Annotated in this window: 22 protein-coding genes; 15 read left to right on the top strand and 7 right to left on the bottom strand. The window is 54.8% G+C overall.

Annotation, left to right across the window (positions count from 1 at the left end):
• Positions 1–6: 6 nt before the first annotated feature.
• The 3 genes from AB8B75_RS09470 to AB8B75_RS09460 are packed head-to-tail and all read left to right on the top strand — an operon-like array spanning position 7 to position 4370.
• Positions 7–1218 carry an acetyl-CoA C-acetyltransferase gene (locus AB8B75_RS09470; RefSeq protein WP_405361676.1) on the top strand — a complete coding sequence of 404 codons (1212 nt, stop codon included), beginning with the start codon at positions 7–9 and terminating at the stop codon, positions 1216–1218.
• Between the two features lie 3 nt (positions 1219–1221).
• Positions 1222–2172, top strand: coding sequence for a hypothetical protein (locus AB8B75_RS09465; protein ID WP_405361674.1), 951 nt, complete (start codon positions 1222–1224; stop codon positions 2170–2172).
• Positions 2169–4370 carry a 3-hydroxyacyl-CoA dehydrogenase NAD-binding domain-containing protein gene (locus tag AB8B75_RS09460; protein ID WP_405361672.1) on the top strand — a complete coding sequence of 734 codons (2202 nt, stop codon included), beginning with the start codon at positions 2169–2171 and terminating at the stop codon, positions 4368–4370. The genes AB8B75_RS09465 and AB8B75_RS09460 overlap by 4 nt, the downstream gene beginning before the upstream one ends.
• A gap of 194 nt (positions 4371–4564) precedes the next feature.
• Here the strand turns inward: AB8B75_RS09460 and AB8B75_RS09455 are convergent, their stop codons facing one another.
• Positions 4565–5248 (bottom strand): Hint domain-containing protein, encoded by a 684-nt coding sequence (locus AB8B75_RS09455; protein ID WP_405361670.1) that lies wholly within the window; start codon positions 5246–5248, stop codon positions 4565–4567.
• A gap of 227 nt (positions 5249–5475) precedes the next feature.
• Positions 5476–6132, bottom strand: coding sequence for a sulfotransferase family 2 domain-containing protein (locus tag AB8B75_RS09450; protein WP_405361668.1), 657 nt, complete (start codon positions 6130–6132; stop codon positions 5476–5478).
• Positions 6133–6272: 140 nt separating this feature from the next.
• On the opposite strand from AB8B75_RS09450, the gene AB8B75_RS09445 reads away from it, so the two are divergent.
• Both AB8B75_RS09445 and AB8B75_RS09440 read left to right on the top strand, forming a co-directional pair.
• The gene (locus AB8B75_RS09445; RefSeq protein ID WP_405361666.1) at positions 6273–7904 is read left to right on the top strand and encodes an AMP-binding protein; all 1632 of its coding nucleotides are present in this window, start codon (positions 6273–6275) and stop codon (positions 7902–7904) included.
• 106 nt (positions 7905–8010) lie between these two features.
• Entirely contained in the window at positions 8011–9024 is a 1014-nt protein-coding gene (locus tag AB8B75_RS09440; RefSeq protein ID WP_405361664.1) for a hypothetical protein, read from the top strand.
• 183 nt (positions 9025–9207) lie between these two features.
• On the opposite strand, the gene upp is transcribed toward AB8B75_RS09440, so the two are convergent.
• From upp to AB8B75_RS09420, 4 genes are all read right to left on the bottom strand, one after another.
• Positions 9208–9840, bottom strand: a complete 633-nt coding sequence (gene upp, locus AB8B75_RS09435) for a uracil phosphoribosyltransferase (protein WP_405361662.1) — start codon at positions 9838–9840, stop codon at positions 9208–9210.
• Positions 9841–9960: 120 nt separating this feature from the next.
• Positions 9961–11151, bottom strand: a complete 1191-nt coding sequence (locus tag AB8B75_RS09430; RefSeq protein ID WP_405361660.1) for a phosphopentomutase — start codon at positions 11149–11151, stop codon at positions 9961–9963.
• On the bottom strand, positions 11151–12467 hold the full coding sequence (locus AB8B75_RS09425; RefSeq protein ID WP_405361658.1) for a thymidine phosphorylase: 1317 nt from the start codon (positions 12465–12467) through the stop codon (positions 11151–11153). The genes AB8B75_RS09430 and AB8B75_RS09425 overlap by 1 nt, the downstream gene beginning before the upstream one ends.
• Positions 12464–12853 (bottom strand): cytidine deaminase, encoded by a 390-nt coding sequence (locus AB8B75_RS09420; RefSeq protein WP_405361657.1) that lies wholly within the window; start codon positions 12851–12853, stop codon positions 12464–12466. Before AB8B75_RS09420 ends, AB8B75_RS09425 begins: the two co-directional genes overlap by 4 nt.
• A gap of 289 nt (positions 12854–13142) precedes the next feature.
• On the opposite strand from AB8B75_RS09420, the gene AB8B75_RS09415 reads away from it, so the two are divergent.
• The 8 genes from AB8B75_RS09415 (at position 13143) to AB8B75_RS09380 (ending at position 22041) form a co-directional block, all read left to right on the top strand.
• The gene (locus tag AB8B75_RS09415) at positions 13143–15416 is read left to right on the top strand and encodes an NADP-dependent malic enzyme (protein ID WP_405361655.1); all 2274 of its coding nucleotides are present in this window, start codon (positions 13143–13145) and stop codon (positions 15414–15416) included.
• Positions 15417–16214: 798 nt separating this feature from the next.
• Complete coding sequence (locus tag AB8B75_RS09410; protein ID WP_405361653.1) at positions 16215–16418, top strand: hypothetical protein; 204 nt, start codon at positions 16215–16217, stop codon at positions 16416–16418.
• 109 nt (positions 16419–16527) lie between these two features.
• Positions 16528–16845: a hypothetical protein gene (locus tag AB8B75_RS09405; RefSeq protein ID WP_405361652.1), complete on the top strand. Its 318-nt coding sequence runs from the start codon at positions 16528–16530 to the stop codon at positions 16843–16845.
• A 69-nt stretch (positions 16846–16914) separates the two neighbouring features.
• Positions 16915–18807 (top strand): propionyl-CoA synthetase, encoded by a 1893-nt coding sequence (locus tag AB8B75_RS09400; RefSeq protein WP_405361651.1) that lies wholly within the window; start codon positions 16915–16917, stop codon positions 18805–18807.
• 23 nt (positions 18808–18830) lie between these two features.
• A complete protein-coding gene (locus tag AB8B75_RS09395) occupies positions 18831–20051 on the top strand; it encodes an adenylate/guanylate cyclase domain-containing protein (protein WP_405361650.1) in 1221 nt (406 codons plus the stop codon).
• 429 nt (positions 20052–20480) lie between these two features.
• Positions 20481–20927 (top strand): hypothetical protein, encoded by a 447-nt coding sequence (locus AB8B75_RS09390; RefSeq protein ID WP_405361649.1) that lies wholly within the window; start codon positions 20481–20483, stop codon positions 20925–20927.
• Positions 20927–21487 carry a hypothetical protein gene (locus AB8B75_RS09385; protein WP_405361648.1) on the top strand — a complete coding sequence of 187 codons (561 nt, stop codon included), beginning with the start codon at positions 20927–20929 and terminating at the stop codon, positions 21485–21487. Before AB8B75_RS09390 ends, AB8B75_RS09385 begins: the two co-directional genes overlap by 1 nt.
• Positions 21487–22041, top strand: a complete 555-nt coding sequence (locus AB8B75_RS09380; protein ID WP_405361646.1) for an SCO family protein — start codon at positions 21487–21489, stop codon at positions 22039–22041. The genes AB8B75_RS09385 and AB8B75_RS09380 overlap by 1 nt, the downstream gene beginning before the upstream one ends.
• 181 nt (positions 22042–22222) lie before the next feature.
• Here AB8B75_RS09380 and AB8B75_RS09375 read toward each other — a convergent pair whose 3' ends face one another.
• A complete protein-coding gene (locus tag AB8B75_RS09375) occupies positions 22223–22984 on the bottom strand; it encodes an NAD kinase (protein ID WP_405361644.1) in 762 nt (253 codons plus the stop codon).
• A 221-nt stretch (positions 22985–23205) separates the two neighbouring features.
• Between AB8B75_RS09375 and glyA the strand changes: the two genes are divergently transcribed.
• Both glyA and AB8B75_RS09365 read left to right on the top strand, forming a co-directional pair.
• Positions 23206–24501 (top strand): serine hydroxymethyltransferase, encoded by a 1296-nt coding sequence (gene glyA / locus AB8B75_RS09370; RefSeq protein ID WP_405361643.1) that lies wholly within the window; start codon positions 23206–23208, stop codon positions 24499–24501.
• Between the two features lie 136 nt (positions 24502–24637).
• Positions 24638–25042 (top strand): cupin domain-containing protein, encoded by a 405-nt coding sequence (locus AB8B75_RS09365; protein ID WP_405361642.1) that lies wholly within the window; start codon positions 24638–24640, stop codon positions 25040–25042.
• Positions 25043–25104 lie beyond the last annotated feature (62 nt).

The following is a 25104-nucleotide window of genomic DNA, read 5'->3' as shown; positions in this document are numbered from 1 at the left end:
AAACACATGACCGACGCTTATATTTATGACGCATTGCGCACGCCCCGTGGCAAAGGCCGCAAAGACGGAAGTCTGCACGAAGTAACCTCCTTGCGATTATCTGCTCAAACGTTGAATGCCCTTAAGCAGCGTAACAATCTCGAAGGTCATGCCGTTGAGGATGTGATCTGGGGCAATGTCACTCAGGTCATGGAACAAGGAGGGTGCCTGGCGCGATCTGCGGTTTTGGCTTCTGATCTGGACGAACGCATTCCTGGGCTCGCGATCAATCGCTTTTGCGCCTCTGGCATGGAGGCCGTAAATCTGGCGGCCAACCAGGTCAAAGGTGGCGCAGGCAGCGCCTATATTGCGGGCGGTGTAGAAATGATGGGCCGTGTTGCAATGGGCTCTGACGGGGCGGCGATCGCCGTTGATCCGACGCTGGCAATGGAACAGTATTTTGTCCCTCAGGGCATCAGCGCTGACATCATTGCGACAGAATACGGGTTTACACGAGACGATGCCGACCAATTGGCCGTCGAATCTCAAAAACGCGCCAAGGCTGCGTGGGATGAAAAGCGGTTTGCCAACTCCGTGATTGAAGTGCGCGACCAAAACGGGCTGCCCATTCTGGACCATGACGAATACATGCGCCCGCAAACCGACATGCAATCGCTTGGGGCACTCAACCCTGCTTTTCAGGCGATGGGTGAAGTCATGCCTGGCTTCGACAAGGTCGCACTGATGAAGTACCCGCATTTGGAAAAGATCAACCACATCCACCATGCCGGGAATTCATCTGGCATCGTTGATGGCGCTGCGGCCGTATTGATCGGGTCAAAAGCCTTTGGCGAAGCGCATGGATTGAAACCGCGTGCTCGTATTCGGGCAACAGCCAAGATTGGCACAGACCCCACCATCATGCTCACGGGTCCGGTTCCCGTAACCGAGAAAATTCTGAACGACACCGGCATGACGATCAATGACATTGACCTTTTCGAAGTAAACGAAGCCTTTGCTGCTGTCGTGCTGCGGTTCATGCAAGCATTCGATGTCCAGAGTGAAAAGGTAAATGTGAACGGCGGTTCTATTGCAATGGGACATCCGCTGGGCGCCACAGGGGCAATTATCATCGGCACCTTGCTGGATGAATTGGAACGCGCGGACAAAGAAGTAGGCTTGGCAACCTTGTGTATTGCCTCCGGCATGGGGGCCGCAACGATCCTAGAACGGGTCTGATTTGTGAACGGCGAAAGTGCCCTGACAATTTATCAAGAGACGTTGGACACTCTGTCCAACGCCATCATGACAGGCGACGCCCCAACAGCACTGGCCCGAACCAAATTGCCACACCTGCGACGTACGCTAAGCAGCGAAACTGTGGTCGAAACCGAAGAAGACTTGGTCAACGGATTGCTGACATATGGGGAGGCCCTAAAAGGGCAAGGTGCCACTAATCTGGTACGTTTGGCTATCGACGCAGAATTCTTGAGCGAAAACTACATCGCCGGTCATCACATGACGCATACATTATGCGACGCCAAACCGGTCATTGAAAGCTACGCAAACCGAATGGTGCTGACACGCGACAAAGGGGTTTGGAAAATGCTCGAAATTGACAGCATGCTGAATAACCTGCATTGGCCGATCTATATCCCGCGCCTGCAGCAGGACGCAGCGAACAAGATCCCACCGCCACCGCCGAAGGATGATGCGCGCACGCTAGCCATCGAACCCTTAACGATCTATCAGAAATTTATCGATGAACTGTCGGATGCAACAAACAGGAACGACTTCGAACTTTATTGCAGCCACCTGTTGTTCCCATATTCGTCACATACCGAAACCTCGGACACGATTGTGACAAGCGCTGAAGACGTCAGGCCGTTTTTTGAAATGCTTCGCGATACCCTTACAGAGAAATCCTGCGATCACCTTTTACGCCGCGCCAAAGACGCCGAATTCATCTCGAGCAATTTGATTTGCGGCTATCACGTGACCGAATTTTGCGCCGGGGATGCTTGCAGGTTCGGACCGATCCAATCGCGTATGGTGCTGCAAAGAATAGGAAAAAATTGGTATCTGAAATCTGTTACCAATTCCCTGCAAAATACCACATTCCCCTATCTCGTCCCAAAGCCGTCTGATGCGTTGGTGACCCTAAGGACAATTCAGGAAAGGACCCGGACATGACCGAGTTTAAAATGAAAACTGACGCCGAAGGTATTGCTACGATTACTTGGGATGTTCCCGGCAAATCGATGAATGTCATGTCTTTTGAAGGGCTCGCCCAGATCAGTGATCTGATGGACGAAGCCATCGCGGATTCCGCAATCAAAGGCATCGTGCTTACGTCTGGAAAGCCGGGGTCTTTTGCCGGAGGCATGGATTTGAATCTGATCGCAAAAATGCGCGATGACGCGGGCGACAATCCGGCAAAAGGTCTCTTTGAGGGCACAATGCAAATGCATGCGCTGCTGCGCAAGATTGAACGCGCGGGCATGGATCCAAAAACCCTTAAGGGTGGCAAGCCCATCGCAACGGTTCTACCGGGTACGGCACTTGGCATCGGGCTGGAATTGCCGCTCGCCACCCACCGCATTTTCGCTGCAACCAACCCAAAGGCCAAGATCGGCCTGCCTGAGATCATGGTCGGGATCTTCCCCGGCGCTGGCGGCACAACCCGCCTTGTGCGCAAATTGGGCGCCATGGCAGCCTCACCCTTTTTGCTGGAGGGTAAACTGGTCGCGCCATCTGCCGCCAAAGCAGCCGGATTGATTGATGTGGTTTCAGACGATCCAATGGCAGAGGCGCGCGCGTGGGTGCTGAGCGCCAAGGACGCTGATCTGCTCAAGCCGTGGGACGCAAAGGGCTACAAGATGCCTGGGGGCGCGCCGTACCATCCAGCTGGTTTCATGACATTTGTAGGCGCATCGGCCATGGTCAACGGCAAGACGCAAGGTGTCTATCCTGCCGCCAAAGCGTTGCTTTCTGCAGTCTATGAGGGTGCCATGGTGCCTTTTGATACGGCATTGAAAATCGAGGCCCGTTGGTTCACCTCAGTCTTGTTGAACCCATCATCCGAGGCGATGATCCGGTCGCTCTTCATTAACAAGGAAGCCCTTGAAAAAGGGGCTGTTCGTCCTGCTGATGTGCCCGACCAACGCGTGAAAAAGCTTGGTATTTTGGGTGCAGGCATGATGGGTGCGGGCATTGCGCTTGTCTCGGTTCAGGCAGGCATTGAAGTTGTCCTGATCGACCAGACCCAAGAGGCCGCAGAGCGCGGCAAAGCCTACACCGCACAATTTGCCGACAAGGGGATCGCTCGCAAAAAGACGACACCTGAGAAAAAGGAGAAACTGCTGAACCTGATCACCGCGACCACCGACCTGAACGCCCTTGAGGGTTGCGACCTTATCATTGAGGCGGTTTTCGAAGACCCGAAGATCAAAGCGGAGATGACGCAGAAGGTGGAGGCTGTGATCTCCGACACCTGCATTTTTGCCTCCAACACGTCCACCTTGCCGATCACGGAACTGGCAAAGGCATCTGGCAGACCCGAGCAGTTCATTGGTATTCACTTTTTCTCACCGGTCGAAAAAATGTTGCTCGTGGAGATCATCAAGGGCGCAAGCACCGGCGATCGCGCCGTGGCGAAGGCATTGGACTACGTCCGTCAAATCCGCAAAACACCTATTGTTGTCAATGACGCGCGGTTCTTCTACGCCAACCGCTGCATAATTCCCTACATCAATGAGGGGATCCGCATGGTCTCCGAAGGCGTGGCACCGGCGCTCATTGAAAACGCTGCACGTCTGGTGGGTATGCCGCTGGGGCCATTGCAACTGGTTGATGAAACATCCATCGATCTGGGGGCCAAAATTGCTCGCGCCACAAAGGCGGCCATGGGGGACGTCTACCCGGACGGTGCCGTCGATGATGTCATTTTCTGGATGGAAGCAGAGGAGAGATTGGGACGCAAGTCCAGCGCAGGCTTTTATACCTATAACGAAAAAGGTAAGCGCCAGGGGTTGTGGGCAGGGTTGGCGGAGAAATACCCGACCATGGAGACACAACCGGACTTGGTAGATGTTCAGCACCGCTTGCTTTTTGCGCAATCGCTGGAGGCTGTTCGGGCGCTCGAAGAGGGCGTGTTAATGGATATACGCGAAGGCGACGTTGGCGCAATTCTGGGCTGGGGTTTCGCGCCTTGGTCCGGCGGGCCATTGAGTTGGTTGGACATGATTGGCGCGCCCTATGCCGCCGAACGCTGTGATCATTTGTCTACAACCTACGGAGATCGCTTTGCCTGCCCTGCACTCTTGCGTGACATAGCTGCCAAGGGTCAGAGCTTTTATGGTCGGTTTGGCAACACATCGGCCGTTGCTTGAAGGACTGCGCATAGACAAGACATCTAGTGGCGCGTGCAGCGCCGCTTTGTCAACTGACAGTGGTTTGCTGAAGTTTTCTTTTCAGACCATTTGCAAACAAGGGGTTATTCACAACAAGCAATCGAAAACCGTGGCTTGGCTCCAATTGACCCGAATTCAAAGTAACGGATACCCGCACAATTGAACTGGTTTCGTCAAGCAACCAAATGGCTCATGGTCTCGCCGGACTCTGCTTCAAAATCTTGCGCCACGGGCACACGAGCCGTCTCGCAGTTTTGCAGAACTTCGCGGGCTTCGTTGAGTGAGATTTGAGGGTAGAGCGTTTCGACAGGCTGCGCCCGCTCGGAAAGCGCGTCTATTTTGCGAGGGCAGTGGATCAGCAAACCACCATCCGCACATACCACCTCTTCGTCGGCAAAAAACAACGTCGTCAGGTCGATTGGCTTGAGGGGCATGTCGCGGTACGTACCGCAGACGCCCAGTAAGGCCTCTGCCGGAGCGACCGCGTAGGGATCACCCAAGGCATCTGAAAAGCGTTCACTCTCAAGCATTAGACGTTGTTCGGGCATCAAAATCACGTCGCGCCCGTTGCCAAATGCGTGCGCTGGAATAGTCACCGGCCAAACCGGAGATGTGGCGTAGAGGTGATCGACCCAAAGTACCGCGCGTTTCACCGCCAAAACGCTTTTCAAGCCGTTGTCGAAAGTCTGCACCCGATCACCGGCAACAATCGTTTCGACAGGACGCCAACCATGCTCTGTTACGATCCGAGTGCGCGCCGCCACACCATCTCGCTGCTGTGTCGGGAGTAGATTATGTTCCAACGCGTCGTTTGTCAGGCGTGGTTTGGCAGCAATGTTGACGCTCCAACCGTACATTTTAGTTCCCCTCTTAGTCTCCTGCCTTTTCGGCTCAGCAGGGTGATTGTCCTGGAGCGCTGGCAGCAGAACAGAGCCAGAAAAAACGCCAAATCACACGCCAGAATACCGCCCAAAAAGGACAAACCCAATTTCATTCACCACATGTCACGGCGATCACGCAACTTATTTCCACGATCTGAATTGTGGTTTTTTGAAATACCGATTAACTTCCCGTTTTGCGGGAATTATTTTGCGTTATCAAAGCGATACCCAAATCGCGCAATGTCTTCAGCGCAAATATCGGCGACGATTTCGCGGGAGATTCTAGAATAGAAAGGGCGAAAATCCTTGGCTCTTGTCGACGCGTTTTCATGTGGAACTTCCAACGCGAACCCTAAGTGATGTTCCAACATGCAGAGATCAGATTTCAGATTTTCAAGGCGTATGAAACATCGGCACCGCTCCACCCCAAATGCATCAACCATGTAAGTTCGCGCAGGTGTATTGCGCAGACTTTTCTGGATGTCGGGTACTTGCAGGAACGTTTCAAAATTCATCTGTTTGGCCAACACGATACTTGGGTGCTCAAACTCCTGCGATTTAAGCCAATGATAATAGCTGACAACGCGATCCCAAGGATTGCGTACGAGCGTGAAAGTAAACATTTTCGCCAAGTCTTCGGGCGTCAAGATCCCGTCAATATCGGCAAGTGTAGAGTGCTTCCAAAGGCGTCCGCGTGTGGACAACTCTTTCAACCGGCGTTTCCGGCGGCGCGCTTTGGGCGTGTCCCCAATGAGAATATCATCTTTCATTGCACGGTTCTCGAGAGCCTTAGCAAGCGAGGTGCCACCTGTCTTGGGAATGTGCACAAATACATAATTGCGACCCCAAGATATGATCACGGCGCCCACCTGTTGCCGACATGCGTTAGGGCTGGTCCAGAGTAAATGTATGACAATTCGCTTTTCAAATGCGTTAAAACCAATATCGTGCAATTCGCGCTAAAATGACACGGGCTTGCGCAAAAGGGGAGGAAAAACAAATGGGTTGGATGAGTGACGAAACCGGATTGGAAAAATGCGATGCCAACTATGTGGCACTGACGCCCCTGTCGCACCTCAGACGCGCGTCACATGTTTTTGCCGAACGGAAAGCTGTGGTCTACGGGACCCATCGCGCGACCTATGGGCAATATTATGAGAGATGTACGCGGTTGGCCTCTGCACTGGCGGCGCGGAGCATAAAACCGGGCGATGTGGTTGCCACCTTGATACCAAATGTTCCGGCTCAGGTTGAGGCCCACTTTGGCGTGCCAGCTTGCGGTGCGGTGCTCAATACCATAAACACGCGGCTCGATGTGGATACGGTCAGCTATATTTTCGATCACGGAGGCGCGAAGATCGTCCTGGTTGATACCCAGTTTGTTGACCTCGCCGAAGCCGCCCTGGCCCAAATGGAAGGCCCAAACCCGGAACTCGTGGAAGTCCCGGATGCCGATGCAGGCTACCCGGCGACCGGTCGTTACATCACCTACGAACACATGCTGGCGCAGGCGGACACGCATTTCGACTGGATCATGCCCCAGGACGAATGGGAAAGCCTGGCACTCAACTACACTTCCGGCACCACGGGGCGTCCCAAAGGGGTCGTTTATCATCACCGCGGGGCCTATCTGATGACCATGGGAACCGTTGTCAGTTGGCGTCTGGTTTTGCACCCGATCTATCTGACCATTGTGCCGCTGTTTCATTGCAATGGTTGGAACCATTCCTGGATGATGCCCCTGATTGGCGGCACGGTCGTTTGTTGTCGCGATATTACCGCGCCCGCGATTTACCACGCGATTGGGGAAGAAGGCGTCACCCATCTTGGCGGAGCACCAATCGTGTTGAACATGCTTGTAAACGCGCCCGATGAGGAAAGACGCACCTTCGACCATGTGGTCGAGGTCTTCACCGCAGGCGCCCCTCCGGCCCCCGCCACGCTCAGCAAAATTGAGAGCCTCGGCTTCAATGTCACGCAGGTCTACGGTCTTACCGAGACATATGGTCATGTCACCGAATGCTTGTGGCGCGGTGAAGATTGGGACGGTTTCGCCAAACCGGAACGGGCTGCTGTAAAAGCGCGCCAGGGTGTGGCGTTCCCGATGATGGACAGCATCACTGTGATGGATACCGATATGCAACAGGTTCCCATGGACGGCACCGCGCAAGGCGAGATCATGATCCGCGGCAACGCTGTCATGAAGGGTTACTACAAGAATATGGACGCCACGCAAGAAGCTTTTGCCGGCGGGTACTTCCATTCCGGTGACATTGCCGTGCAGCATGAAGACGGGTACATGCAAATTGCGGATCGGGCCAAGGATATCATAATCTCTGGTGGCGAGAACATCTCTTCGGTTGAGGTCGAAGGTGTGCTCATGGGTCATGAGGATGTTTTGTTGGCCGCCGTAGTCGCCAAACCGGACGACAAGTGGGGCGAAGTCCCGTGTGCATTTGTGGAATTGAAACCCGGCGCCGAACCAGACGCGGACGGTTTAATCAATTTCGCACGCAAGACCTTGGCTGGTTTCAAAACACCCAAGACTGTTGTTTTCGAGGAATTGCCAAAAACATCTACGGGTAAAATCCAGAAATTCGAGTTGCGCAAGAAAGCGCGCGCCTTGGACTAGATCCGGGAGTGGCAGTTTGAAAGTACATCCAGAGGCACGCCATTGCTTGAACGCGCGCAGGTGGTAGACTGCTCGCAAACAAAAGCGAGCAGTTCCAGCAAACGCCATGACGGCACTGAAAAAATATGACCGGCTCGAAGCAAGCGGTCTGTGGCGTGCTTCGCACGAGAGCCAACGGCGTGATGTGGTCGTCTCTATCGGAAACGCGACGCTGGTGATCTCGGACACGCGGGATCAGGCCATCACCCATTGGTCGATCGCGGCGATCCACCGAGCAAATCCCGGTAAGAGACCGGCCATTTATCATCCTGATGGTGATCCTGGAGAAACGCTGGAACTGGACAGTAACGAAAAACAGATGATTGACGCCATCGAAAAACTGCGTCGCGCGGTCGAACGTCGTCGACACAGTCCGGGGAGACTGCGCTGGCTTGGCATGGCGTTTTCGATTTCGGTGGTTGCCGCAGTCGGTATTTTCTGGGTGCCTCAGGCCCTAATCAATCACACCCTGAACGTCGTACCTAAGGTCAAGCGGGTTGAGATTGGTGAAGCGCTTTTGGACAGAATCGAGCGTTTGACTGGATCGGCCTGCGACAATCCGGCCGGGATCAAAGCACTTGCAACACTTCGGGCACGTCTGGGGGCAGATAAGCTCAGCGTCATGCCAGGCGCTCTGCAGAACAGTCTCCACCTACCCGGTGCGCATATTCTTTTGAACCGCGCTCTTTTTGAGGACTTTGAAGAGCCGGATGTGGCGGCGGGATACGCCATTGTCGAACAGCATATCTCACGCACGCAAGATCCACTGCGCGCACTGTTGGAAGTAAGTGGCACATGGGCGAGTTTCCAATTACTGACAACAGGTGCGCTGAACCGCGATGTGTTAGATGGCTATGCCGAATATCTTTTGACCGACGGCCGCCCACCCCCTGCGCCCGAAACGCTCTTGCCTATTTTCGAGAACGCGCAGCTGCGCAGCACACCCTACGCATATGCGCGCGACATAACCGGCGAGACGGTTTTGTCTTTGATAGAGGCAGATCCGATGATCGGAAAAACGCCAAAAACGCTTCTCAGTGATGCGGACTGGCTGCGCTTGCAGAGTATCTGTGGAGGATAGCGCTGAGTTTCTCTATCCCGCCTGAACTTGGCAGTATTTCTCGAGGATTCGATAGTCTTTGCCAAGTTGGAAGCGGAAGCGATTCGTGCCCTGTGGCATATGCCGTCATTGATGTTTTCGCGACCACCCAGATCTCTAAAAGCCACGGGAGCAATCGAAAGTCAGCCAAAACTATACGGCAGATCACTTGGTGCCGAACATTCGATCACCTGCGTCCCCAAGTCCGGGCACGATATAGCCAATATCATTAAGTTTTTCATCCACGGCAGCTGTGACGATCGGAACATCAGGATGAGCGTCGTGCATGCGGGCGATACCCTCAGGTGCAGCCAGCAAACACAAAAACCGAATGTTGGTTGCACCGGATTTCTTGAGCAAGTCAATCGCAGCAACAGACGAATTGCCAGTCGCCAGCATGGGATCAACCGCAATGACAAGACGGTCCTCCAAGGCTTCGGGCACCTTGAAGTAGTATTGCACAGGTTGCAGCGTTTCCTCATCCCGGTAGAGACCAACGAAACCAACGCGTGCGGAGGGGATCAACTCCAACACGCCGTCCAACAAACCGTTTCCGGCACGCAAAATCGAAATCAGCGCCAATTTTTTGCCGTCAAGCGTTGGCGCATGCATTTCCTGCATCGGGGTTTCGATGACTTTAGTTGTCATCGGCAAACCTCGTGTGACTTCATAGGCCAGCAATTGACTGATCTCGCGCAGCAACTGGCGGAAAACGGCAGTCGGCGTCTCCTTCGCGCGCATGATCGTGAGTTTATGCTGAACTAAAGGATGGTCAACGACGGTAACGTGATCGGTCATAACGCGCCTCATATTGTTTGTCTTCACGTTTTGACCTGATGAACGCGTGGCCGCAACCCGACGGTCGGAATTCCTTCACAGAAAAGGGCGTTCTTGCCAGACAAGGCGACCAAGTTTGGATCAGGGAATTTGAACACCAAGATGGTGCGCCACAATCCTGGCAACATCGCTAAAACCTAAATGGCCCAGCGGTTCAATTCCAACGCCCGCAATCAGCACGGGCACACGCTCACGTGTGTGATCTGTTCCAACCCAAGTCGGATCGTTGCCATGATCTGCGGTCAAAACCATGACGTCGCCTTGCCGCAACTTCGGAATTAGCCGTCCGATCTCAAGGTCAAACCATTCAAGAGCCCGCGCGTAGCCCGAAACGTCACGACGATGACCATAAAGGCTGTCGAACTCTACAAAATTGGCGAATGTCAGGCTTCCGTCTTCGGCGTTCTCCAGCAGGTCACCGAGATGTTTCATCAACATCGCATCAGGACCCTTGCGAACCTGATCAATGCCCTGCATCGAAAGTATATCGCCGATCTTACCCAGGCCATAAACCTTACGGCCCGCGTCCTGCACCCAATTGGTCAAAATAGGTCGCGGTGGCACAATCGCATAGTCGCGGCGGTTTTCAGTGCGAACAAACCCGTTTTCAGGATCGCCGAGGAAAGGCCGGGCAATAACGCGCCCGACCTTCATCGCGTGCAGGGTCGGGGCGAGCGCTTCGCACAACGCCAACAGTCTTTGCAACCCGAACGTCGTCTCATGTGCCGCGATTTGAAAAACTGAATCCGCTGATGTGTAGCAAATAGGCCAGTGACTTTGCATGTGCGCGGCACCCAACTTTTCGATGATATCCGTGCCAGAAGCGTGACAGCTGCCCAAAATGCCATCCGACCCCGCTAACGCAGCGGTCTTTTCGACAAGATCTTGCGGAAAGGCATTCTCTTCATCGGGGAAATAATGCCAGTTCCACGGCACGGGTACACCGGCCAATTCCCAGTGCCCAGATGGTGTGTCTTTGCCCTTGGACACTTCGGTCGCAACGCCCCAGCTCCCTGAAGGTTCTTTACCCAGCCCGAGCGCCGGGGTGTCGCTGGCCAGTTGCACCGCTCGTCCAAGCCCCAGAGCATCCAGATTGGGCATGCGCAAAGGCCCAACACGTCCTTCGACAGCATCCCGTTGGGCACATGCCCGCGCAATATGCGCAACCGTGTTTGCCCCGGTATCTGGGACCGTCCCGTTGAAAAAAGCATGGGCATCTGGTGCGCCGCCAATGCCAACGGAATCCATCACCACCAGAAATGCGCGCGCCATTAAGCGATCCTTTCGCGGATTAAATCGGGCTTTCGTTGTGGCGCCTTATCCGACAGTTTGATGGCATCCTGCACTGCGGCGGCCGCGCGATTCGCAGCATCAGGACGGGCGGCATTTATAACGGCCAGGGGATCACCGACCGCAATCTTGCTGCCTAGCCGCACAACCTGCCCTATCCCGACCGCAGGGTCGATCGAGTCTGTTTCCACTGTTCGGCCGCCGCCGAGATCTACCACGATCATCCCCAGCGCTTCCCCGTCAATGGCGTGAACATATCCGGCGCGCGACGCCTTGACCTCGCGGATCACGGGAGCTTCTGGCAGGAAGCGCTCCCAATTCTCGACAAATTTCACAGGTCCTCCCATGGCGGCAATCATGGCCCCGAAACGTTCGGTCGCGCGTCCATCTTGCAGCGCTTCTGTTATGGTATCCGCCCCAGTCTGAGCGTCAGCAGCCAAGCCCGCGTTCGCCAAAAGAACACCGCCCAAAGCCGCCGAAATTTCCACCAGCGGGCCGCGCGGTGTGACGGTGAGAACCTGCATGACTTCGGCCACTTCAAGAGCATTGCCAAGGCTCGAGGCAAGGGGTTGGTCCATGTCACTGATCACGGCGGTGGTTTTACATCCGGCGGCATTTGCTGTGCCAACCAAAGCATTCGCGAGAGCACGTGCCGGTCCGATGTCCTTCATGAACGCCCCACTGCCGACCTTTACATCCAGAACCAGCCCGTCCAATCCACCCGCAAGTTTTTTTGACAGAATAGAAGCCGTGATCAGGTCCAGACTGTCTACGGTGGAGGTCACATCGCGCACCGCGTAAAGGCGTTTGTCCGCAGGCGCGATGTCCGCACTGGCTCCGACAATCGCGCATCCTACACGGCTTACAACGCTGCGAAAGCGCTGCTCGTCCAGCTGTGTTGCAACGCCGGGGATGGCTTCCAGCTTGTCCAGGGTTCCACCCGTATGACCCAATCCACGGCCGGAAATCATCGGGACATAGGCGCCGCAGGCCGCAAGCGCAGGAGCCAAGATCAAGGAGACACAGTCGCCGATGCCCCCGGTCGAGTGCTTGTCTAAAACGGGACCATCCACATCCCATTTCAGTACCTTCCCGCTATCACGCATGGCCAGCGTCAACGCGACCCGAGCATCGTCGCTCAGACTTTGCAGACATATGCCCATGGCGAAGGCGCCAGCTTGCGCATCACTGATTGTGCCATCTGCAAGACCTTCCGCCACCCAAGAAAAAGCTGCGGGATCAACCGGACGCCCATGCCTGAGTTGCGCCAAAACAGAGCGAGCGTTTGAGGCGCTCATGACTTCATGTGAGCCGCATTGAAAACGCCGGGCAACAAGTCCCCTACGGTCGTGACTTGCTCGTTTCCGGATACCGTGGCCATGGTCACCTGCGCGTCAGGCGCTGCAAATTCAGCCAGTTTCTGGCGACATCCGCCGCAGGGTGTGACGGGTGTAGGCGAGCCGGCGATTACATAGGCTTCGACAAGCCTTGCCTCGCCGGCGGCAACCATGGCCGCAATCGCCCCGGCTTCGGCACACATGCCTTCAGGGTAGGCCACGTTTTCGACATTGCATCCAACATAGACCGTCCCTGAAGCCGCACGAACGGCCGCTCCTACTTTGAATTCTGAATAGGGTGCATATGCATTATTCCGAACGGCAGCCGCCGCCTCTCTCAGTGACACTTGAGACCCTTTCGCCACGTTAATCCGGCCCTAGCGTGTCGTCAGTCGCTTGGCTTTGCAATAGGTGTTGCTGGTAAAAAACATGGCGCAGGCCCAGCGGGTGATGATCCGCGTCGGGAACAACTCCGTTTTGACGCGTCTTACGGACCAAAGCGCGAAACCTTCTGTCCGATGCCCCGCACCGGGCCAGCAACCTCGCTGCGCCTCTATCTCATGAGAAAAGAGCACCTTGGCCTACCCGCCAGAGTAGCCTAACACTGAGCTATTCTCTGGGAGGGACTTGCGACCTATGTCTGAATCGAAAAACCTGCGTCAAGCGGCACTTGATTATCACGAATTCCCGAAACCCGGAAAACTCGAAGTACGCGCGACCAAGCCACTCGCCAACGGCAGAGATCTGGCGCGCGCTTATTCTCCGGGAGTGGCTGAGGCCTGTATTGAAATCAAAGAGGATCCTTCGACCGCTGCTCGCTACACGTCGCGGGGTAATCTGGTGGGGGTGGTCAGCAATGGTTCTGCCGTCTTGGGACTAGGCAACATCGGTGCGCTCGCCTCCAAACCAGTCATGGAAGGCAAGGCGGTTCTTTTCAAGAAATTCGCCGGCATTGATTGCTTTGATATCGAGGTTGACGAGACCGACCCGGAAAAACTGGCGGATATCGTCTGTGCTCTCGGACCGACCTTCGGCGCGATAAATCTAGAAGACATCAAAGCGCCAGACTGTTTCACAGTGGAACGGATTTGTCGCGAACGCATGAACATCCCGGTGTTCCATGACGACCAGCACGGAACCGCCATCGTCGTGGGCGCGGCAGTCACAAACGCCCTGCATGTCGCTGGCAAATCCTTTGAGAACATCAAGATCGTTTCAACGGGCGGTGGTGCCGCAGGCATTGCCTGCCTCAACATGCTTTTGAAGCTGGGTGTCAAACGCGAAAATGTCTGGCTTTGCGACATTCACGGGCTTGTTTATGAAGGCCGTGAGGTCGACATGAACCCGAGCAAATCGGCTTTCGCGCAAAAGTCCGAGATGCGCACGCTCAACGAGGTCATTCCGCAGGCTGATCTCTTTCTAGGGCTGTCAGGACCCGGCGTTTTGACATCTGAAATGGTATCTCAGATGAAAGATGCCCCGATTGTCTTTGCGCTGGCCAACCCAACCCCCGAAATCTTGCCCGACTTGGTGCGCGAGGTTGCGCCGGACGCGATCATTGCAACAGGCCGGTCTGATTTTCCAAATCAGGTCAACAACGTACTTTGCTTTCCTTTTATCTTCCGTGGCGCCCTTGATGTCGGTGCCACGACCATCAACGACGAGATGCAACTTGCTTGCATTGATGGCATTGCCGAACTGGCGCGGGCAACAACCTCGGCAGAGGCTGCGGCGGCCTATCAGGGTGAGCAACTGACATTTGGTGCGGACTACCTTATTCCCAAACCGTTTGATCCGCGTCTGGTCGGGGTTGTTTCATCCGCGGTGGCCAAAGCCGCGATGGAAACAGGTGTTGCGACGCGTCCGATTGAAGATCTTGAAGCTTACCGCCAAAAACTGGACGGATCTGTGTTCAAATCGGCCCTGCTGATGCGCCCGGTCTTCCAAGCCGCTAGGGCGGCACCCCGGAGGATCGTATTCGCCGAAGGGGAGGATGAACGCGTTCTGCGTTGTGCGCAGGCCGTGTTGGAAGAAACCACCGAACGCCCAATCTTAATAGGCCGTCCTGAAGTTATGGAATCCCGGATCGAAAGGGCGGGCTTGACCATAAGGCTCGGTAAAGATGTCAATCTCGTCAATCCTGAGAACGATCCGCGCTACCGCGATTACTGGGGAACGTACCACGACCTGATGTCACGACGGGGTGCGACGCCGGACATCGCGCGCGCCATCATGCGCACCAATACAACAGCGATTGGTGCGGTAATGGTCCAAAGGCAAGAAGCGGATAGTCTGATTTGTGGCACTTTTGGCGAGTTCCGCTGGCATTTGAATTATCTGCAACAAATCCTGGGGCGGGATGGGATCAATCCCGTCGGCGCACTCTCCATGATGATCCTAGAAGACGGGCCCCTGTTTATTGCAGACACGCAGGTGCATTTGCATCCCGACCCAGAACAGATTGCCAACATCGCCATCGGGGCGGCTCGCCATGTGCGCCGCTTCGGGATCGAACCAAAAATTGCGTTTTGCTCACAGTCGCAATTTGGCAATCAGGGCGAAGGCACGGGCGGGCGTTTGCGGGCCGCTATCCGACTTCTGGACTCGCAGGGGCATGACTTTTGTTATGAAGGCGAGATGAACATCGACACCGCACTTGATCCAAATCTGCGCGCACGCGTGTTGCCAGCCAACCGGATGGAAGGAGCGGCCAATGTGCTTGTGTTTGCGCACGCTGACGCAGCATCGGGGGTACGCAATATTCTCAAAATGAAAGGTGAAGGTCTGGAGGTAGGACCCATACTGATGGGCATGGGCAACAAAGCACATATCGTGTCACCCTCGATTACTGCACGTGGGCTTTTGAACATGTCGGCAATCGCGGGCACACCTGTGGACCACTACGGATGATCAGCCGCGTAAGATAAGATGTGACGTCTGTTGATTTTTTTTATCCACTGTGCTCGTTATTCCCAAGTTTGCCCCGACCGCGGCTCAACTGCAGGTACAACTGCAACCCTTTTGGGTTGAATTTGAATGGTGTATCGCCACAGTTCTTGGTCTATTGTTCTTTCTCGAAGGCATCCAAAACAGGTTTTCAAAGGAGCTTATCTCAATGAAGACGTGGCGCATACTTCTCGCGGCGACGGCATGCATAACAGCGGCCTGCGCTTCGGTTACGAACGAAACATTCAGCACCATTATCCTTGACGGACGATCCTATGAGTTGCGCACCCGTACTTTTGACGGGCCAGATGGCGCCTATCAAACGTCGAGCGTACGTGTGAACAGTAACTATTATTTGTGCAAACCAGATAGTCCTGGTGACTGCCAGGCCGCAGTGAAACGAGGCCGAAACGGCAGCGCAGATCGTAGCTAATTTGTGGTCGCAGCGACCGTCTTAGAAAAAACTGCCGTCCAGATACCGCAACTTGTAACCAGACCTGGTAGATGAGAACTGAGGTTGAGCAAAACCACAGAATTGACACGGTAACCCACGTGAGTTTCCGTTTTTGGCGTGGCATAGCCGGGCACAATCCGCCTAAGTGGCGCAAATAACTTCTTCTTGATTTTGATTGCCTTGGAACTTCAACCTAGAGTAACAGCTCACAACTTCTATTTTTCAGGTATTGATCGGATCATCTTGTGTTCAGACATCTGGCTCTTCTATCAACTACAATGCTTTTGGCATTGGCTGCATGCAGCAGTGTGACAAACGAAACTCGCAATACAATTGTGGTCGATGGCGAGCCATATGATATCCGCACGCGTACGATTGATGGACCGAATGGAACTTATCAAACTTCGAGTGTACGTGTGTACGGATTTTACTACACCTGCATCCCGGACAGCCCGAACGATTGCGAAGCCGCAGTGCGCAACGGTCTTGAAAACCCGGTTGACCTGAACTGATCGCCAGAAATTATACCGTCGAAAGTAACATCTAAATTGGCAATGACGCCGCCTTTTGTATGTGAGATAGGCGTTGCGGTGATCGTCGTGATCTAAAAAGGGGCCGTTCATGCGACTGATTTTCATCTCGGGGGTGGCTGGCTTACTCTGCGCTTGCGCCACCGTTACGAGCCAAAGCGCCGGCACGATCACTGTCGATGGAAAGACCTATCAAACGATCACGCGCGAATTTCAGGCGGGAAAAGGCGCGGTAGCCCGAAGTTATGCTACGACAACGGTTGCGGTAGGTGCCCAGCGCATCAACTGCGTTCCAGATGCGCCCGAGAATTGTGAGAAAACAATTCGCAGAACTGAACTCGGAGACGGCCGTCCTTCAGTGGATGGCCCAGTTAACGCAAACATTTTCAACTTACCCTTCGGGCTTTGACGCGGGCCTCTTGCGGTCCTCCCCACGCCACGGCTACACCAAGACCATTCGTAAGGCCGGGAGGGATCGATGGGCTATCAAGATACATACGCTGCCAGCATGGCGGACCCAGAAACTTTTTGGATGAATGCAGCGCAAGCCGTCGACTGGACCAAACCCCCGAGCAAGGCATTGTTTGATCGCGGCGATGACCTCTATGAGTGGTACGCAGATGGCCTCACAAACGGCTGTTACAATGCGGTGGACCGTCACGTGGAAAGGGGTCGCGGCGACCAATTGGCCATTATCCATGACAGTCCGATCACCGGCACCAAATTCAGCCTTACCTATGCCGAATTGCAAACGCGTGTTGCATCACTTGCTGGCGCCCTTGCCGCGCAAGGTGTGACCAAAGGCGACCGGGTCATTATCTATATGCCAATGGTCCCCGAAGCGCTGGAAGCCATGCTCGCCTGCGCCCGCATTGGTGCGGTGCATTCGGTGGTCTTTGGCGGATTCGCCGCCAACGAACTGGCCGTGCGCATCGACGATTGCACACCAAAGGCGATTCTCGCCGCCTCCTGTGGCTTGGAGCCAGGGCGGGTGATCCATTACAAACCTCTGCTTGACGGCGCCATAGATCTGGCAACACACAAACCGCAGGTCTGCCTGATCTTACAACGCGAACAGGAACGCGCCGAACTGATCTCAGGGCGCGATCTGGATTGGCATGAAGCTCAAAAAAATGTCGAACCTGCTGACTGCGTTCCTGTTGAGGGCAATCACCCGGCTTATATCCTTTACACATCCGGTACCACCGGAGCGCCAAAAGGGGTTGTACGCCCCACAGGCGGCCATCTGGTTGCGCTGAACTGGACGATGAAAAACATCTACCAATGTGATCCCGGTGATGTCTTCTGGGCCGCATCTGACGTGGGCTGGGTCGTCGGCCACAGCTACATCTGTTATGGCCCTCTGATCCACGGCAATGCGACAATCGTCTTTGAAGGCAAACCGGTCGGCACACCAGATGCCGGAACATTCTGGCGTGTCATCTCCGAACACAACGTGCGCAGTTTTTTTACCGCCCCAACAGCGATCCGCGCGGTAAAGCGTGAGGATCCCAAAGGGCTTGAGCGAAAAAAATATGACCTCTCTTGCTTGCGCGCGCTCTATCTGGCTGGCGAACGCGCCGACCCTGACACGATCGAATGGGCGGGTGATATTCTGGGGGTGCCCGTATACGACCATTGGTGGCAAACCGAAACGGGTTATACCATTGCAGGAAATCCAGCGGGGCTCGAAGCTCTGCCCGTAAAGATCGGCTCGCCCACTGTTGCGATGCCGGGATTCGACGTACAGATCCTCGACGAGGCCGGGCATCCACAAAAACCCGGTGAGTTGGGCGCAATTGCGATCAAACTGCCCCTGCCCCCAGGCACGTTGCCAACACTGTGGAACGCGACCGACCGTTTCCGCAAAAGCTATCTGAACACCTTTCCTGGCTACTATGAAACCGGCGATGCAGGCATGGTTGATGAGGACGGATACCTTTACATCATGGCGCGAACCGATGACGTGATCAACGTGGCCGGGCACCGCCTGAGCACAGGCGCGATGGAAGAGGTGCTTGCCGCCCACCCGGATGTTGCCGAATGTGCTGTCGTTGGTGTGACCGATGCGCTCAAAGGTCAGGCTCCGCTCGGGTTGCTGTGTTTGACCACTGGGGTGAACCGCCCACACGACGAAATTTCAAGCGAATGCGTCAAACTGGTGCGGGAAAAAATCGGCCCCGTCGCGGCGTTCAAAAATGCACTTGTTGTGGACCGTTTGCCTAAAACACGGTCGGGTAAAATCCTTCGTGCAACGGTCGTGAAAATCGCCGACTGCGAGGATTTCAAGATGCCCGCAACGATTGATGATCCGGCCATCCTGGACGAAATCCGTGATGCACTGCGCACAATCGGCTATGCAAAAGAGTAAGACAACGCGCGGAGGAGGCCGCTATGACCAGTCGAGATCTGCAGGTCAATTTACGCGCCCTTCAAACCCGATTGATCGGATTGGGGCTCGAGGGGTCGCATTTTGGGGTGATTTTGGAGACTTTCTGCGCCGGGCTGAACACTGCAGGTTTGTCATTGATGCGGGCGCATGTATCGCTTCGGGCCTATCACCCGGAGTTCGGTAGCCTGGCCCACAACTGGCGACGCGAAACCGGCACTCAGAGCCAAACATTTGTTCATACAGAGCAGCCGCAACAAAATTGGGTTTCGAGCCCACTTTATTATCTGCTGGAAAACAACATCAGCGAAATACGCCAGCGACTGACTGAACCTGATCCAGAATTATGGTTTCCGTTTTTCGACGATATCCGCAGCCAAGGAGCTACCGACTATGTCGCATTCAAAGCGTTTTTTGCAGATCCGGAAGGCGGGCTTGCGGTTGACCCCAACAATACGCCCGAAGGGTGCCTGATTTCGCTGACAGCTGACGGGCCGGAAGGGTTTTCGAATCAAGAATTGGACGCTCTCCGGGATTTGTTGCCTTCGCTGTTTCTTGCGCTGAAATCAGGTGCCAACCGGCAACTGGCCGCAGATATTGCGACAACCTATCTGGGACGGGATGCGGGAATGCGTGTTTTGTCCGGCGACATTATCCGCGGTTCGGTACAGCGGCTTGATACGGTAATCTGCTATTTCGATTTGTCCGGTTTTACCAAATTATCCGAAACGCTTGACGGCCCCGAAATCATCGAAATGCTGAATGCATATTTCGCCTTAGCGGTTGACGTCGTGCAAAAGCACGGCGGAAATGTTCTCAAATTCATGGGAGACGGGATGCTGTTCATCTTTGACGTGTCAAAGATGGAAGACGCTCCAAGGGCAGCAATCGAAGCGACCGTCGCCATTCGTGGCGAAATGCACCGGGTTAGTAAACGCCGTATGTGCGACGGTCTGACGGCAACGGGTTTCACCCTCGCACTTCATAGCGGCGAGGTCCTGTATGGCAATATCGGTGGCAAAACCCGGCTGGATTTTACCGTGATCGGCCCAGCCGTGAACACTACAGCACGATTGTCGAGTATGTGTTCGCATGTAGACCAAAACATCGTGATATCAGCGAATGTGGCGCGTCCAATGCAGAGCAAACGCTCCGATCTGGTATCGCTCGGTCAGTACCGATTGCGTGGCGTCTCCGAGCGTCAAGAACTGTTTACGCTGGATTAGCGCGAAACCAAGAAGCCAAAAAAGGCGACCCCAAATGCAAGGGGCCGCCTTTTACTAATCAGTTGCTACGAGGTAAATAAAGCAACTGATCTTTCCTTATTGATAAAACTGTCAATCTGATCTCTGAGCAGGCTTTTGCGGCGTGGATCGATACCTGAAAGGCGGGCAACACACCTCTTAAATCTTCCTATTTCCTAGGGACCTGAGCAATCTTCTGACCTTATCACCATCACTCGCTTCATAGTTCATCGAGATTTCCTGCTTGGCGGGTCTCCTTCGTCCGGGCGCAGACATATCGTACGTTCTTAACGGCTCAACACCGCAATGACTGGAAAGGTTCCGGTAAAATGTGATCACTCGGCGGAGAATTGCGGATTGATCGATTTCGCCTACCCGAATAGGCTTGGGCACCTAATTGGAGATTGCGCCATGCGAAAAGTCTTACCTCTATTGTTGTCAATTTTGGCACTTCCCGGATGGGCTGCCAGCGAAGGAAGCCGCATTCAGGTTACCGGCGAAATCATAGATACGTGGTGTTATTATTCGGGCGTGATGGGTGGACCAGACGCTGTTGTAGGTTCCGCACACCACACTTGTGCTCTTTGGTGTTCGGCAGGCGGGATCCCGGTTGGGCTTCTGGCGGAAGATGGCACTGTCTACACTGTCCTCAAGATTGCGCAAGATGCCAATTCCGCCAGTGGAGATACGCAACTAAGCCTTGCCGCGCATACTGTCACGGCGGACGGGATGCTCTACGAGCGCGACGGTCTGAAGTATCTTGTGGTCAATGAAGTGGTCAGCGACATGGATATCGTGAACGCAACCCACGAAGACTACGGCACCATTCCTTCATTCTCGTTCCCGGAGCCGAAATAATGCGCAATATTTGTCTCGCCCTGGTCCTGATGGCCAGCCCTCTTGCGGCCCAAGACTTCTCTGCGAACTCCGAGGCCAAGACCTGGAACCTTTACGGTGAAATTCCCGCACGGTTCGAGGCCAAAGTCGTCGATGTGCTATGCGAACTAACGGGCGATTGCCCGACAGACTGCGGTGCCGGATCGCGGCAATTGGGCCTGATCCGAAGCTCGGATGACGTGATGGTCTTGCCGATGAAAAACAGCCAACCGGCCTTTACGGGCGCCGCCCAAGAACTTGCCCCTTTTTGCAATCAGGTGATCGAAGTGGATGGGTTGTTGATCGAAGATGAAGAGATCGGCGCCAGCAATATCTACCTGGTACAACGCATCAAATCCGGTGAAGCCGATTGGATCAAGGCCAACACTTGGACTAAGAAGTGGGCAGCCAAATACCCTGAAGCCAAGGGCAAAGGTCCCTGGTTTCGTCGCGATCCGCGCATCAAGGACGTGATTGCCGCTGAGGGGTATCTTGGATTGGGTCTTGAGGCCGATGCAACATACGCAGAAGAGAATTTTTGATGTGGCGGGCCGCATTGTTTGTACTGGCCGCGGGTGCTGCTCAAGCGGAAAACCCACTGCCTTTTGACATTGGCGGCGCTTATGCGCTGGTGAATCAATATGGCAATACGCGTTCCCAGGCTGATCCTGACGGACACGCCCAGCTCTTGTTCTTTGGATATGCCAACTGCCTCAACATCTGCTCGGCTGCCCTGCCGCTGATGGCGGATGTTGTGGATCTATTGGCGAAAGAAGATATTGTGGTCACTCCGGTTATGATCACTGTTGCTCCGGATCAGGATCGTGTGGAGACAATGGGCGCGCCTCTCGCTGAGATTCATCCCGACTTCATCGGGTTGACGGGAGACGGCCCCGCTTTACAGGTGGCATACAACGCCTTTTCGGTTGAGGTGAAGCCCTTGTTTCAGGATCCAGAATACGGCTGGATTTACGCCCATGGCAGCTTTGTTCATTTACTGGACGGATCCGGCGAGATGTTGACCTTGCTGCCGCCCGTTTTGGACGTGGATCGCACGGCAGAGATTGTGCGCAGCTACCTTGCGCCTCAAGGCTAGCGGCATGTCCACCGCGTGATTTGTCTCTGCCGGGCTTGCCCGCTAAACACCTTTATCTGAGGCCGGGTGTTTAAGCGTGTTCATCGGACAGGTGTGACCGCCTAATTTGCCTGGCGCCATCCGAACTTACACGCGGTGCGTGACCCGCTAAGTGCAGACGAACCCGTTCTCACAATGTGGATCAGGTGAACTGTTCGTTGATCAAGCGCTCTTCCAGGCCGTGACCAGGATCGAACAAAATGCGGTGAACCGTGCTATTTTCAGATCTGATCTCGACACAAGTCACACCCGATACCGAATTGGCATCCGCTTCCGCCATTACGGGGCGTTTTTCCGGCTCCAGCACATCAAACCGAACAACTGCGCTTTTGGGAAGCAGCGCACCGCGCCACCGTCTTGGACGAAAAGCGCTCATGGCCGTCAAAGCCAATACGCCCGACCCGATGGGTAGGATCGGGCCATGCGCTGAGTAATTGTAAGCTGTTGAACCCGCCGGTGTACTGACCAAAGCACCGTCGCAAACCAGTTCCTGCATGCGCAGACGGCCGTCGACGGTAATTTTCAGTTTCGCGGCTTGGGGGCCGGCGCGTAGCAAAGAAACCTCGTTGATCGCAAGAGCGGAGGTTGTGGTGCCGTCCGTGCAGGTCGCGGTCATGTTCAACGGATTGAGCTCTGCTTCTTCTGCAGCCAAAAGCCGATCAGGCAAGTCAGTCTCCGAATAGACATTCATCAGAAACCCAATGGTGCCCCGGTTCATACCGTAAACGGGTGTATTCAAGCTTTGCACATTGTGCAGCGTTTGCAGCATGAAACCGTCGCCGCCGAGAGCCACAATTACGTCCGCGTCCTCCAATGCATTGTTCCCGTAGCGCGTGATAAGAGCGGCACGCGCAGTTTGAGCGACCTCCGCACGGCTTGCGGTGAATGCAATCTTGTGAGCCATTTTTGTTTCCGATCCGGGACTTTTCGATCCGAAACAACCACATATCCGCCCGCGTGACCAGCATTGCACGCGATACCGCCTTTAGGCTGGATTGCGCAGCAGCCAATGGAACTTTATCAAAGCCGCAAGAAACGATCCAAAGGTCGCTTTACACTCTTTCCGAGCGACCTAGTTTCCGATAGGAAACCGCATCACTGCTCTTTTGATTAGGGAGACCGACCATGAACGCCCCACACCGCGCCCCCGGCTTTTTCACCAAATCACTGATGGACAGTGACCCTGAAATCTTTGCCTCGATCACCGATGAATTAGGGCGCCAACGAGACGAGATTGAATTGATCGCCTCTGAGAACATCGTTTCGGCGGCTGTGCTTGAAGCGCAGGGCTCGATCATGACCAATAAATATGCCGAAGGCTATCCTGGTCGGCGTTATTATGGCGGGTGCCAGCATGTCGATGTGGCCGAAGAACTGGCAATCAAACGCGCCTGCGAACTCTTTGGATGCGGATTCGCAAACGTACAGCCAAATTCCGGATCGCAAGCCAATCAGGGCGTTTTTCTAGCGCTATTGCAACCGGGTGATACCATCTTGGGCATGTCACTAGATGCCGGCGGTCACCTGACTCATGGCGCCAAGCCGAACCAGTCTGGCAAATGGTTCAATGCCGTTCAATACGGTGTGCGCCGCGAAGACAACCTGCTGGACTATGATCAGGTTGAAGCCCTTGCAAAAGAACACCAGCCCAAGATGATCATTGCAGGCGGATCCGCCATTCCGCGCCAGATTGATTTTGCCAGAATGCGCGAGATCGCAGATATGGTTGGCGCGTATCTTCATGTGGACATGGCGCATTTTGCCGGACTTGTGGCGGCAGGAGAACACCCCTCGCCCTTCCCCCATGCGCATGTGGCCACCACAACGACACACAAAACCCTGCGAGGACCGCGCGGTGGTATGATTCTGACAAATGACGAGGCGCTGGCCAAGAAATTCAACTCTGCCATCTTCCCTGGTATTCAGGGTGGCCCTTTGATGCATGTGATTGCCGGCAAGGCCGTGGCTTTTGGTGAAGCTCTGCGACCTGAATTCAAGGACTACATCAAGCAGGTCATCCTCAATGCTCAGGCGCTTAGTGATCAATTGATCAAGGGCGGATTGGACACGATCACCCATGGCACGGATACGCATGTCTTGCTGGTAGATCTCAGGCCCAAGGGCGTAAAAGGCAATTCGACCGAAAAAGCACTGGGACGCGCCCATATCACCTGCAACAAAAATGGCGTGCCGTTTGATCCGGAAAAGCCGATGGTGACCTCGGGTATACGCCTCGGATCACCTGCTGGTACCACACGCGGCTTTGGCGAACCCGAGTTCCGGCAGATCGCAGATTGGATCATCGAGGTTGTGGACGGGCTTGCGCAAAATGGCGAAGAAGGCAACGCAGCTGTTGAGGCCAAGGTTAAAGCGGAAGTGAAAGAACTCTGCGCGCGCTTCCCGATGTATCCAAACCTCTGACCGGGCAGGTATGGGCGACCAAATGCCCACCATTCTCGGCAGAAAACCCAAACGCGCTGTGTCCAAACCGCGATAACGTGCTCTTGGGCGGGATTCGTGCCGCCCATATCGAGCAAAATTGGTAGGAGACCGGACAATGGATGTCATACTTGCAGGTTCCAGGCCGTCACAAACGGGACCGGCGTCTTATTTTCACGGTCAGGTGCGCATTGATCCGGTGATCGCCGCCCCGGACCCCGCACAGCTGCGCGCGGTGATGGTTACTTTCGAGCCAGGTGCACGCACTGCCTGGCACACGCATCCGCTGGGGCAGACCTTGATGATCACTTCGGGTCTGGGGTGCGCGCAAACGGAAGGCGGGCCCATTGTCACGTTACGGCCTGGCGATGTGGTGTGGTTTTCGCCCGGCGAAAAACACTGGCATGGCGCTGCGCCGAACACCGGCATGAGCCATCTGGCAATGCAGGAGGCTGACGACGGCGAGGCCGTGGTGTGGCTTGAACAGGTCACTGATGCCGAATATACAATGGCATCCGAATAAGACAGCAAACGGCGCGACGGAAAAACAGCCACTGGTCGTTTAACTCCTGTTTACCAGATAGG

The sequence above is a fragment of the Roseobacter sp. genome, assembly GCF_045106495.1.
In the GTDB taxonomy this organism is placed as follows: Bacteria; Pseudomonadota; Alphaproteobacteria; order Rhodobacterales; family Rhodobacteraceae; genus Roseobacter.
Note: the sequence above shows the minus strand (reverse complement) of the source record. Positions and strands in the feature narration are given on the sequence as shown.